General features: G+C 64.4%; 8 protein-coding genes, 1 tRNA gene and 1 other RNA gene. 7 read left to right on the plus strand and 3 right to left on the minus strand.

Annotation, left to right across the window (positions count from 1 at the left end):
- Positions 1-118: 118 nt before the first annotated feature.
- Positions 119-3580: a bifunctional proline dehydrogenase/L-glutamate gamma-semialdehyde dehydrogenase gene (locus J7I86_RS03210; RefSeq protein ID WP_214815441.1), complete on the minus strand. Its 3462-nt coding sequence runs from the start codon at positions 3578-3580 to the stop codon at positions 119-121.
- A 123-nt stretch (positions 3581-3703) separates the two neighbouring features.
- Here J7I86_RS03210 and J7I86_RS03215 point away from each other — a divergent pair, with 123 nt between their 5' ends.
- On the plus strand, positions 3704-4633 hold the full coding sequence (locus tag J7I86_RS03215) for a LysR family transcriptional regulator (protein ID WP_214815443.1): 930 nt from the start codon (positions 3704-3706) through the stop codon (positions 4631-4633).
- Between the two features lie 45 nt (positions 4634-4678).
- On the opposite strand, the gene J7I86_RS03220 is transcribed toward J7I86_RS03215, so the two are convergent.
- Positions 4679-4763: transfer RNA gene (locus J7I86_RS03220), tRNA-Ser, on the minus strand.
- A gap of 305 nt (positions 4764-5068) precedes the next feature.
- Between J7I86_RS03220 and J7I86_RS03225 the strand changes: the two genes are divergently transcribed.
- The 4 genes from J7I86_RS03225 (at position 5069) to recR (ending at position 9489) form a co-directional block, all read left to right on the plus strand.
- Complete coding sequence (locus J7I86_RS03225) at positions 5069-5392, plus strand: hypothetical protein (protein ID WP_214815445.1); 324 nt, start codon at positions 5069-5071, stop codon at positions 5390-5392.
- Positions 5393-5479: 87 nt separating this feature from the next.
- Positions 5480-5576, plus strand: an RNA gene (gene ffs / locus J7I86_RS03230) — signal recognition particle sRNA small type.
- 34 nt (positions 5577-5610) lie between these two features.
- Complete coding sequence (locus tag J7I86_RS03235; protein ID WP_214815447.1) at positions 5611-8856, plus strand: DNA polymerase III subunit gamma and tau; 3246 nt, start codon at positions 5611-5613, stop codon at positions 8854-8856.
- A 33-nt stretch (positions 8857-8889) separates the two neighbouring features.
- A complete protein-coding gene (recR, locus tag J7I86_RS03240; RefSeq protein ID WP_011773417.1) occupies positions 8890-9489 on the plus strand; it encodes a recombination mediator RecR in 600 nt (199 codons plus the stop codon).
- An 11-nt stretch (positions 9490-9500) separates the two neighbouring features.
- Here the strand turns inward: recR and J7I86_RS03245 are convergent, their stop codons facing one another.
- Positions 9501-10571: a hypothetical protein gene (locus tag J7I86_RS03245; protein WP_214815449.1), complete on the minus strand. Its 1071-nt coding sequence runs from the start codon at positions 10569-10571 to the stop codon at positions 9501-9503.
- A gap of 169 nt (positions 10572-10740) precedes the next feature.
- Here J7I86_RS03245 and J7I86_RS03250 point away from each other — a divergent pair, with 169 nt between their 5' ends.
- Both J7I86_RS03250 and J7I86_RS03255 read left to right on the plus strand, forming a co-directional pair.
- On the plus strand, positions 10741-11193 hold the full coding sequence (locus J7I86_RS03250) for a DUF427 domain-containing protein (protein ID WP_309476652.1): 453 nt from the start codon (positions 10741-10743) through the stop codon (positions 11191-11193).
- A gap of 143 nt (positions 11194-11336) precedes the next feature.
- The gene (locus tag J7I86_RS03255; protein ID WP_214815451.1) at positions 11337-12683 is read left to right on the plus strand and encodes an aspartate kinase; all 1347 of its coding nucleotides are present in this window, start codon (positions 11337-11339) and stop codon (positions 12681-12683) included.
- Positions 12684-12750 lie beyond the last annotated feature (67 nt).

A 12750-nucleotide genomic window follows, 5' to 3' on the forward strand; every position in this document is an offset into this window, starting at 1 on the left:
AAGCTAACCCCTCGACGCACGCCCGCCATAGGACGCCCCGCCGAGGGGTTAGCTTTCAACCTTTTCACGCACTCTTTCCGCCGAGAGCTCACCCCTCGGCGCGCACGCCCTGGACGTCCTAGATCAGGTGGTCCGAGAGGTGGTTCGGGGTGCCGAAGCGGTGGGCGGTAATGGATACGGCCTGCTCACGGAGGAACGGCAGCATCTCGATCCGGCCGGCCTGGGTCACCACACCGTGGTAAACGGCCACGTCCGGTCGGCCACCCATGGCTGCGCTCAGCGCAGCGAAGTCGCCACCGATCAGGCGGATCCGGCCGGCGTCGAACTTTGCCGCACGGGCCAGCCACGCGGCGTCGTCCTCGATCCGGACGCTGACGCCCAGGTTCGCGAACACGCTCACCACGGCGTCGGGAAGCACGACGGCGGAGCTCACCTTGAGCGCCGAGCCCGCCACTGCGCCGGCTGCTACAACGCGGAGCAGCTCGGCGAGCCGCTCGCCTTCGGAGAGGCGGATGGTGACGGGGAGGGAGCGGTAGCGGAAGACGTTGCGCTCTGCGGACAGGGCGGAGACATCCTTGGTGGTGCCGAACTCGGATTCCCAAGCCACTGCATCGCTGAAGAGCGACTGCTGGAGGGTCTGGAGTTCCTCTGCCGTTACATCAGCGGATTTTGCAGCAGAGAGAAGCTGCGCAGCGGCACCCTGGAGCATAGTGCCGCGTTTGGCCTTGGCTTCGGCGGGAAGCCAGCTGCCCAGGCCCATGAGGTAGTTCGGTCCACCGGCCTTGGTTCCGGCGCCGACTGCCGACTTCTTCCATCCACCGAACGGCTGGCGCTGGACGATCGCGCCGGTGATGCCGCGGTTGACGTACAGGTTTCCGGCCTGGATGGTGTCCAACCAGACGCCCATTTCGGCGGAGTCCAGGGAGTGCAGGCCGGCGGTGAGGCCGTACTCGATCTCGTTCTGGATGGCGATGGCTTCCTCGAGCGTTTCGGCGGTCATGACACCCAAGACCGGGCCGAAGAACTCAGTGAGGTGGAAGTAGGAACCACGCTTGACGCCGGAGCGTATGCCAGGGGACCACAGGCGACCGGTTTCGTCGAGGCGCTCGGGCTTAATCGCCCAGCTTTCGCCGTCGCCCAGGGTGGTGAGGGCGTTCAGGAGCTTGCCGTTGGCCGGTTCGATGATCGGCCCCATCTGTGTGGTGGCATTCTCCGGGTAGCCCACCGTCAGGGAGCGGGCGGCATCAATCAGCTGGTTGTGGAAGCGGGCGCTCTTGGCCACCGAGCCCACCAGGATCACCAGCGAGGCAGCCGAGCACTTCTGTCCCGCGTGGCCGAATGCCGAGTAGACCACGTCCTTGGCAGCGAGGTCCAGGTCAGCGCTCGGGGTGACGATGATGGCGTTCTTACCGGACGTCTCCGCGAGCAGCGGCAGGTCCTGACGGAAGGAACGGAACAGTTCAGCAGTTTCGTAGCCACCGGTGAGGATGACCCGGTCAACGCTCGGGTGCGAAACCAACTGGGTGCCGAGCTCGCGCTCTTCAAGCTGCACCAGGGCCAGCACTTCACGCGGCACGCCGGCTTCCCACAGCGCATCCACCATGACCGAACCGGAGCGGCGGGCCTGCTTTGCGGGCTTGATGACGACGGCGGACCCTGAGGCGAGCGCTGCCAGCGTCGAGCCTGCGGGGATCGCCACCGGGAAGTTCCACGGGGGCGTCACCACGGTGAGGTTGGCTGGGACGAACGTGGCACCGTCCACCGTTTCCAGGTCCTTGGCGCGCTCAGCGTAGTAGTGCGCGAAGTCGATTGCTTCGCTGACCTCGGGGTCGCCTTGGTCGATGGTCTTGCCGGTTTCGGAAGCCATGACCTCAAGGAGCTCAGCGCGGCGGGCTTCCAAGACCTCACCGGCTCGGTGCAGGATGGCTGCACGCTCAGCTGCGGGACGAGCGCCCCAAGCCTTGCCGTGGTCCACGGCTGTGGCAATGATGCGGTCCAGCTGGGCGGCGTCGGAGACCTTGGTGGATTCCACGATCTTGTTGCCGGCAGTGGAACCGTGGATGCGACTGAGGATGTCGCGGCCCCAGGCGCGGTTGGCCGGGAGGGCTGGGTCCGTGTCAGGGGTGTTGCGGAAGCCTTCGAGCGGTGCAGGCTCAGCAGGGAGGCGACGGTCCTGCTGCCGGTTGGGGCCAGGAACCTGGTCCGTCATTTCGGCCAAGGAGTTCAGGAAACGCTCTTGTTCGCGCTTGAAGAGGGCTTCGTTTTCGCTGAGCTCGAAGACTGCGCTCATGAAGTTTTCCTGGCTGGCACCTTCTTCGAGGCGGCGGATCAGGTAGGCAATGGCGACGTCGAACTCGCCCGGGTGGACCACGGGTGTGTAAAGCAGGAGGCTGCCGACGTCCTTGCGGACAGCCGTGGCCTGGCCGGTGGCCATGCCCAGAAGCATCTCGAATTCAATACCCTTCGTCACGCCGCGCTCCTTGGCGAGCAGCCAGGCGAAGGCGACGTCGAACAGGTTATGGCCTGCGACGCCGATGCGGACGGCGTCAATGTGCTCCGGGGTGAGGGCGTAGTTGATGACGTTCTTGTAGCTGGTGTCCGAGTCCTGCTTGGTGCCCCAGGTAGCCAGCGGCCAGTCGTGCAGGGAAGCTTCAACCTGCTCCATGGGAAGGTTGGCGCCCTTGACCACACGGACCTTGATGGGAGCGCCACCCTGGGCGCGGCGGGCCGAAGCCCATTCCTGCAGTTCCTGCATGGCACCGAGGGCGTCCGGGAGGTAGGCCTGGAGGACGATGCCGGCCTCCAAGTTCTTGAACTCGGGCATGTCCAGGATGCGCTTGAACACCGCAATGGTCATGCTGAGGTCCTTGTATTCCTCCATGTCCAGGTTGATGAACTTGGGCTTGGGGAAGGACGCGGCGAGGCGGTACAGCGGGGTGAGCTTTTCCACTACGTGATCCACGGCTTCGTCGAAGGCCCATGGGGAGTGAGGTGCCACGGTGGAGGATTCCTTGATGGAGACGTAGTCCACATCGTCGCGGGCAAGGAGCTTCAGTGTTCCGTCCAGACGTCGCTGGGCTTCGTGCTCACCCAGGACTGCTTCGCCAAGGAGGTTGACGTTGAGGTGAACACCGTCCTGGCGGATCTTGGCGATGGCCGGGCCGAGCTTGGCGTCAGTGGCATCCACAATCAGGTGGCCAACCATTTCGCGGAGTACGCGGCGGGCGATCGGGATGACTACCTGCGGGACGATCGGTGCCATGACGCCGCCCACGCGGACAGCGCTGCGCATGTACCACGGGAGGAACTTAGGCACCTTGGGAGCGAGTTCTGCGAGCTTGCGGCCGGCGACCGACAGGTCCTCGGGGCGGATGACGCCGTCGACGAATCCGACTGTGAAGTCAAGGCCGTTCGGGTCCTTCAGGACACCGGCGAGGCGCTGGGCGGATACATCCACGGGGATCTTGCTGGCTTCGGTGAGCCAGTGGCGGACCAACGCGATGGCTTCCTGGGCCAAAGCATCGAACTGCCCGGAATCCTGGGTGCGCGGGGCGGTGGCATCCGGGAGTGTGCTGGTCATGGGAGCTCCTTCTGGGACGGAGAAGTTTGTTTGTTTCCATCAGTATGGATCTACAATCACGTTAGGAAAAGCGATCTTTTCTGACGAATATTCATTACCCATCCCGAACCTTTGGAGGCCGCCTTGCTGGACGTCCGCAGGCTGCGTTTGCTGCACGAATTAAAGATTCGCGGAACCCTCGCCGAGGTGGCCGATGCGATGCAATACAGCCCTTCATCGGTGTCCCAGCAGCTGACGTTGCTGGAGAAGGAGGCCGGGGTGGAGTTGCTGCGCAAAGCCGGGCGTCGGGTACAGCTGACTCCGCAGGCGGAGATTCTGGTGGCGCACACCGCAGCCCTGCTTGAAACCCTGGAGCGCGCGGAAACCGAACTCGCGGCGTCACTGTCCATGGTCACCGGAACCGTGCGGCTCGCCGTGTTCCAATCGGCCGCGCTGGCGCTGCTCCCGGACTTCCTCAGCATCATGCGGCAGGAATATCCCGAGGTGCGGGTGGAGATGACCCAACGAGAGCCTGAGACTGCCCTGTACGAAACGTGGGCACGGGACTTCGACCTGGTGGTGGCCGAGCAATATCCCGGCCACGCCGCCCCCCACCACAGCGGACTGGACCGGGTCATCCTCACCAGCGACGCCATCCGGCTGGCCACTCCCCCGGTTGGACTCGGGGGAGAAACTGTTTCCTCGCTCGCGGACACCGCCTCCATGCCGTGGGTCATGGAACCCCGCGGTGCCGCCTCCAGGCATTGGGCCGAACAGGCGTGCCGCTCGGCGGGCTTCGAACCGGATGTCCGCTATGAAACGGCCGATCTCCAGGCGCAGATCCGGCTTATCGAATCCGGGAACGCCGTGGCGCTCATGCCGGATCTTGTGTGGACCGGGCGGAGCCGCACGGTCCAACTCCTGGACCTTCCGAGCCTGCCAAAGCGAACCGTGTTCACGTCCACGCGCTCGGCCGGCCGCATCCACCCGGCAACCGCAGCGTGCCGTGAAGTCCTTGAGCGGGTAGCGGAAAAACAGCAGCAGGACGCGGAGCAGCAAGCCGACGCGGACTAGTTCCGGAAACGCAAAAGGCCCCAGTCCGAGGACTGGGGCCAAACGCGGAGAATGGGGGATTTGAACCCCCGAGGGCGTTAACCCAACACGCGTTCCAGGCGTGCGCCATAGGCCGCTAGGCGAATTCTCCTTGCTTCCGATTCGAAAGCAGATACTACTGTACCTGAGAATTTCAGCAACGTGTAATCGAGCTAATTTGCCACCCTTGGACACCCCCCGGAGAATCGCTCCTTAACGGAAAAATGGACGCCCCCAACGCGCCCATTCTTGCGGTACAACGTTGAGCTGCCGGGTCCGGCCCCTCGCTCCCAGGCCCCGCAGCTCACAACCTTGAGATTGCCCCAATCGGTGTACATACCCATGGTCCGCTGCGGTGGGATGATTTGCAATGGTTGAGACCTGTTTGTGGCCGAAGTTTATTGACAGGATGTTCCCATGACGCAGCTGCACGCGCTGGTTGTTTACGTTCCCGAGACGCATATCGAAGAGTTCCTCTTGGCAATTGGCGACGCCGGCGCCGGACGGATCGGCGATTACTCCCACTGCGCCTTCACTTCGCCAGGCACTGGCCGCTTCACACCCCTGCCTGGAGCGCGCCCCTTAGTTGGCGAGGTAGGGATTGAGGAGCAGGTGCCCGAAACCCGGATCGAGTGCGTTGTCGAGGAAGACAGGCTCGACGCCGTTGTGCGGGCTTTGCGGGCCGCGCACCCCTACGAGGAACCGGCTTTCATGACGTGGGCGGTGAACGGGTGGCGGTGACTGTGGGCGCCCACCACCCGCCGTCGAGCCTTATCCACAGCCCTTTGAGCCGATTCGAACCCCAACCCAAGTTCGGGTAAGCTTGTCGACGGCCCCTCATGTGGCGTCATCCTGTTGAACTCCCCCAGGACCGGAAGGTAGCAAGGGTAGATGGGCTCTGGCGGGTGCATGAGGGGTCACTTACTTTAACTGTCAGTCCCTATAGGTAGGTTTCACTTGTGACTGTTACAACTGCCCTGTATCGAAGGTATCGCCCGGACTCTTTCGCGGACGTTATCGGGCAGGAACACGTCACGGAGCCGCTGATGACGGCGCTCCGCAAGAACCGTGTGAACCACGCCTACCTCTTCTCCGGCCCCCGTGGTTGCGGAAAGACCACCTCTGCGCGCATCCTTGCGCGCTGCCTGAACTGTGCCGAAGGACCCACAGACACCCCCTGCGGCAAGTGCCCCAGTTGCATCGAACTGGCGCGCGGCGGCTCGGGCTCGCTGGACGTGATCGAGATCGACGCCGCCAGCCACGGTGGCGTTGACGACGCCCGCGATCTCCGCGAACGCGCAACCTTCGCACCGGTCAGGGACCGCTACAAGATCTTCATCATTGACGAGGCCCACATGGTCACGTCGGCCGGCTTCAACGCGCTCCTGAAAATCGTCGAAGAGCCGCCGGAACACATCAAGTTCATTTTCGCCACCACGGAGCCGGACAAGGTCATCGGGACCATTCGCTCCCGCACGCACCACTACCCTTTCCGGCTGGTGCCGCCCGAGCCGCTGATGCAGTACCTCGAGCTCCTTTGCCAGCAGGAGAACGTTCCGGTCGCCCCGGGCGTGCTCTCGCTCGTGATCCGCGCGGGTGGCGGTTCCGTCCGGGACACCCTGTCCGTGCTTGATCAGCTCATGGCCGGCGCCGGTCCGAACGGCCTGGACTATGAACTCGCTGTTGCCCTGCTCGGCTACACGCACGCTTCCTTGCTGGACGACATCGTGGATGCCGTTGCTGCGGCCGACGCCGCAACAGTGTTCCGCGCCGTGGACCGCGTTATCCAGACAGGTCACGACCCCCGGCGATTCGTCGAAGACCTCTTGGAACGCTTCCGCGACCTCATCATCGTCCAAGCGATGCCCGAGAGCGCACAAGCCATCCTCCGCGGCATGCCGGCGGACCAGATCGCCCGGATGCGCAACCAGGCAACCAACCTTGGAGCTGCCGAGCTGTCCCGGGCAGCGGATGTCACCAACACCGCTCTGACCGAGATGACGGGCGCCACGTCGCCGCGCCTTCACCTTGAACTGCTGTGTGCTCGCATCCTCTTGCCCAGCGCTGAGCAGACCGAGCGGGGCATCGCTGCCCGCATCGACCGCGTGGAACGGCGCCTGAATTACGCGGGCGACGGCGGCGCCCCGGCTATTACTGCTGGCCCGCCTGCAGCCGCGGCTACTACGCCCACCACTCCAGCGGCGCCAGCACAAGCGGAAACTCCTGCTGTCGCGACCGCCCCGGCGGCACCCGCTGTTTCCCGGCAAGCCCCTGTTGCCTCCCCTGCCGCGCCTGAGCAGTCCGCGCCAGCCCCGTCCGCTAATGAGCAGTCCGCTAACGAGCAGTCCGCTGACGCTGGTTCGCGGGATGCCCTCACCGCGCCACGGGTGTCCACCAACGATTGGCCCGTTGAAGACCGCCCGGCTGCCGACCGCGCACAGCAAGCTGCCGCACCGCAAACTGCTCCGCGCCAAGCGCAGCCAGGATCGACACCCGCGCAGCAGCCCCAGCCGGTTCAAGCGCCCACGTCGTCGCCGGCAGTGCCATCGGCTGATGCGGCCCCTTCCCCGGCATCGCCCAAGGCACAACCGGCACCGGCCCAACAGGCACCTTCCAGGCCCCAGGCGCCCGCGTCAGCCCCGCAGCCTGCCGCTCAAGCTCCGGCTCAAGTTCCAGGGCCAGGTGGCAGCGGCGATGTGGAGGCCCTGCGCCGCGCATGGCCGGATGTCCTGCAGACGTTGACCAAGATCAAGCGCAGTACGTGGGCGCTTGTGGAACCGAACGCCCAGGTGGCTCAGTTCGATGGCCAGGTGCTGACTCTGGCATTCACAACGGGCGGCCTAGCGGGTGCGTTCGGACGTGCGGATCACTCCGAGAACCTTCGGCAGGCGATTCATAAGACCATCGGCATCGACTGCCAGATCGTCGCGGTCGCTGGCGGCAACAGCTCAGCGAGCTCTGAGCCAAACCCAAAAGCACCTACTAGCCGGGACACTCCTGCTGCGGCAGCGCCTGCGGAAACAGTTTCGGCGCCGGCACCCGTGTCAGCCGTCGACTCCGCTTGGGGTCTCGCACCCGCTTCAGCGCCAGTAGCATCCGCACCGGCTGCCGCCCCGATGACACCTGTGCCCGCAGAAACATCCGAGCCAGCAGCGGCCACCCCTGCGCCGGCAGAACCTCCCGCAGCACCCAGCGCCTCACTACCGGCCACCCCTATCCCGGACCTTGCTACCTCACCGCAAGCGCCGGCTGCTCCGGTGACGACCGCTCCCGCGGCTGCAGAGCCCGCCGAACCTTCCGAGCCTTCCGGCGATTACTCGTATCCTGACGACGACTGGGGTCCGCCCCTCGACGAGGATGCGCCTCCTCTGGATGAAGAGCCCCCTGCGGATTGGGAGCCACCGTCGGCCTACGGCCGAACCAGCTCACAACCGGCGGCCCCCGCACCGGCAAGCCAAGCCCAGTCGGCACCCCAAGCACCGTCTGCAAGCCGGGCTTCAGCACCGGCCCAGGCCACGGCAACCACAGCCATACAGCCCCGTCCCACGAGCGGCAAAGCTCCTGAGGACCCGTGGTCGCGTGCAGTGGAGCAAGCGCCGGGTACGTGGGTTGTGGGCACGGAGTCCAACGTGGGCAAGAAACCCGCCCAAGCCGCCGAAGAAACCGCGCCCGCAACGGACACCCAGGACTACGAACCGGCTGCGGCTCAGGTTCCGGAGGCAATTACCAGTGCCTACGGCCACCCGACCAACGCGGAGCAGAACCCGAGCTCCAGCTGGGACGTCGCACCGGCATCGAGCTGGCCTGGAACCCAATCGATGCCCGCACCGGTGAGCAGCAGCGTCCCCACGGCAAGCAGCAATGCCAGCAGCGCCCCGGCAACCTGGCCCTCCTTGGCTTCGCAGCCCGAGGAGGCGCATGGTTCGGTTGCGACGATGGAGGAGGCCGCGCCGTCGGGAAGTCCCAATGGCCGTCAGAGCCTGTACCAGCGATTGACCAACAGCCCCGAAGCCCAAGCGGGCCGTGTCCAGGCACCTGTGAGGACCCAGGCTAAGCCGGAGTCGGTTCCGGAGGACATTCCCAGTCCGGAAGATGAAACGATCGAGGAATCCCGTGTCTTTGGGCGGGCTGCGGTGGAGCGTATTCTGGGCGGGAAGCTGATTGAAGAGCGCGCCTTGGACGGTTCTCCCCTACAACCCCGCTGACTCCAGCATTGAATACAAACTAACGAGGACATTGTGTACGAAGGTGCAGTTCAAGAGCTGATTGATGAGCTCGGCCGGCTTCCCGGTGTGGGCCCCAAATCAGCGCAGCGCCTGGCGTTCCACATTCTTGAGGCCGATCCTGAGGATATGAAGCGCCTGGTCACGGCCATCACCACGGTCAAGGAACGGGTGAAGTTCTGCACCGTGTGCTTCAACGTCACCGAGCAGGAAACGTGCAACATCTGCCGCGACCAGCGCCGTGACCCGTCGGTCATCTGCGTCGTAGAGGAGTCCAAGGACGTCTTGGCCGTGGAGCGCACACGGTCCTTCCGCGGCCGCTATCACGTGCTGGGCGGCGCCATTAACCCCATCGCGGGCATCGGTCCGGAGCAGTTGCGCATCCGTGAGCTCCTGACGCGCCTCAACGACGGCGCTATCCAGGAAATCATCATCGCCACGGACCCCAACCTTGAAGGCGAAGCTACAGCCACTTACCTTGCCCGCATGCTCAAGTCGATCGGCATCACCGTGACGCGGCTGGCCTCCGGCCTTCCCGTAGGTGGGGACCTGGAGTACGCCGACGAAGTCACGCTCGGCAGGGCCTTCGAAGGCCGGCGCAACGCACTGCTGTAACGGGAAGAACGTCACAGCCTCCGCGCAGCCAGCCGGTATCCCGGAACAACAACCAACGCGGCCGTTAATGCCTGCAACGCCAGGCCCGTCAGGGCTACCGGCATTGAAGGCGCACGGACGTCGCTGGATTCTCCGCCAAGGCACGGGACTTCGCGTGACGGACCGTCGGAAGCCCACTGCAGTCCGGCCAGCACCCAGCCCAGCTCGTTATCCGGGGACACCATGTCGGCGCCGAGGCTCCCCAAGAGGAGGGCCGGGTTGGCTGCCGCAAGCCACGCGACCCGGTCCGTGTGGGCAACCTCAACCGGGCGAAGCTCGCCGACGCACTCGTAGGCGGTGACGGTGCCGGAGTCGTCGCGTTCCACGTTGGCCGGGACGGACGCATGGTCCATTCCTGTGGTTCCAGGGAGCAACAGGACTGTGACAACAACATTGCCCAAGCACAGGAAGGCCACCACCGCGGCGGCCAACGCCGCGCCCGGGGCCGCCCTGGCGAAGCATCGCCGCGAACCGGCACCGATCAGCCCGAACAGTGCTACTTCGATGACAATCACGACGACGGCGGCACCGGTCAGTGCCATTGGCCCACCGTCGTTGAGGCGCACCACGAATAACGCAGCGCCGGCCATCGCGGCTAAAGCCGCACCCCTCATGGCTCCGGACAGCAGAACAACGAATCTGCGCCCGTGGGAATGACGGAAGCCCCAGACCGCACCCAGCACGGCCGCGGCAAGCGGCAGGAACAACGCCATGATCAGGTAGATGGCACTAACGGCACTGACGTCAAACCACCCGTTGGCTTCTCCTACCGCAACCACAGCTGCAGCCGTGCCCCAAGCGACGGCAATTCCCAGCGCGCAGGCCGCCCAGAACCACCACGAGGTAAAAGAGGTCCGGGCGCTCCGCCACGCATCGGCCAAGGCTGCGCCGAAATGCGCGGCAGGCCGGCCTTGTGACCCGTTCCTTGGACTGTTGCGCTCAAAGCCTCCGGGTTGATCGTCGATCACCCCGCCGATGACTTCGTATTCGGGTTCGTTGCGCGCCGGGCCCGAACCGGGTGGATGGTCAGGAACGTCGGCCATCGCCGCTCGCACTCCTCATGAATGGATGGTACGCCCGGCATGCCACCACCGATACGCCTGGGTTTCAGGGCTAGGTCCCAGCTCAACGTGTCACCATGGGCCAATGGTCTCCAGCAACGGCGTCTTCAGGCGTCCCCGCCCCATCAAGCCCGGCCCCGGTTAGGAATCGGTGTGGGACTACCCGCGCCCGCCCAGGGTAGAGCCGCGATCTGAGCGGGTTGTGGTGCGGCTCGGCGGTCAGGTGATCGTGGACACCACCAATGCCGTGCGTGTTCTGGAGACAAGCCATCCCCCGGTCTACTACCTGCCGTTGGATGCCTTCCCGGACAATGTGCTGATCCCCGTCGGCGGCACCACTTTCTGCGAGTTCAAGGGAGAAGCCAGCTACTTCACCATCACGGCCGGCGGCACGCTTGTTGAGCGTGCCGGATGGACATACCTACGCCCCACACGAGGCTTCGAAGCACTGAGCGGCAAAGTGGCGCTCTACCCGGAACACATGGATTCCTGCGAGATAGAAGGCGAGCAGGTGACCTTCCAGGAAGGCGGCTTCTACGGTGGTTGGATCACCACGAGGATCGTCGGCCCGTTCAAGGGTGGTCCGGGCACTTCGGGGTGGTAGCGATAGTAGGTGGCCGCTATATGGTCACAATTCCTGCACGGGCAGGCCACGGCGATAAACTGGGCAAATAAGCTACGCTGGCGTGCTCCAATGTGGATTTGCACGCCGCGTTCGAACCCTATTGATGCAGTGAGGGTGCGCGCATGACTATGCCCACTACCGAAGTGAAGATCGAAGAGCTCTCCAACGAGGCTGCCATTACCAAGCAGCTGATCGTTCAAAAGTTCGGCGGTTCCTCGGTTGCCGATGCTGATGGCATCAAGCGGGTCGCTCAGCGCGTCGTGGATGCGCAGAAGGCCGGCAACGAGGTTGTGGTTGTTGTTTCCGCAATGGGCGACACCACCGACGAACTCCTGGACCTCGCAAGCCAGGTCACGGACTCGGCTCCCGCCCGCGAAATGGACATGCTCCTGTCCGCCGGTGAGCGAATTTCCATGGCCTTGCTCGCCATGGCCATCAACAAGTTCGGCGCCTCCGCGCAATCCTTCACGGGCTCCCAGGCCGGCATGATTACCGACGGAATCCACGGCAAGGCCCGGATTATCGACGTCGATCCCCACCGCATCCGCACCGCCCTGGACAAGGGACACATTGCGATCGTGGCAGGCTTCCAAGGCATGAGCCGCATCACCAACGAGATCACCACGTTGGGCCGAGGCGGCTCGGACACCACTGCTGTTGCTTTGGCCGCAGCGCTGGAAGCCGACGTCTGCGAAATCTACACGGACGTGGACGGCATTTACACGGCCGATCCCCGCGTTGTGTCCTCCGCCCAGAAGATCGACCGTATCTCCAGCGAAGAAATGCTGGAACTGGCAGCTTCCGGCGCCAAGATTCTGCATCTGCGGTGCGTGGAGTACGCCCGCCGTTTCGGTGTGCCGCTGCACGTTCGCTCGTCATTCAGCCAAAACGAAGGCACGTGGGTCATCCCCGGAGCCGACGAAAAGTTCACTATTCAAGAGGGAGTTGCCTTGGAGCAGCCAATCATCTCCGGCGTTGCACACGACCGGTCCGAAGCCAAGGTCACCGTGGTAGGCGTACCGGATATCCCCGGCAAGGCAGCTGCAATTTTCCAGGTGATCGCAGATGCACACTCGAACATCGACATGATCGTCCAGAACGTCTCCACCCACGGCACCGGCCGCACGGATATTTCGTTCACCCTTCCCATCGTCGAAGGCGCCGACGCCCTTGCTGCCCTGCGTGCAGCTGAGGGCCAGATCGGTTTCGAGAGCATCGAATACAACGAGAACGTTGGCAAGCTCTCCCTCATCGGCGCGGGCATGCGCTCGCACCCCGGCGTTTCGGCCACGTTCTTCAAGGCCCTCTCCGATGCCGGAATCAACATTGACATGATCTCCACCTCTGAGATCCGCATCTCGGTGGTCACCAGCGCTGACGCCTTGAATGACGCTGTGCGCGCCATCCACAATGCGTTCGAGCTCGACGGCGATGCTGAGGCTACCGTCTACGGCGGCACCGGCCGCTAAGGCCACCACGTCTTAAAAACGGAAGGACCGGAGCATTGCGCTCCGGTCCTTCCGCAGTTACCCGGCG

Origin of the sequence: Arthrobacter sp. ISL-95, from assembly GCF_018613695.1 — a bacterium.
Lineage (GTDB): Bacteria > Actinomycetota > Actinomycetes > Actinomycetales > Micrococcaceae > Arthrobacter.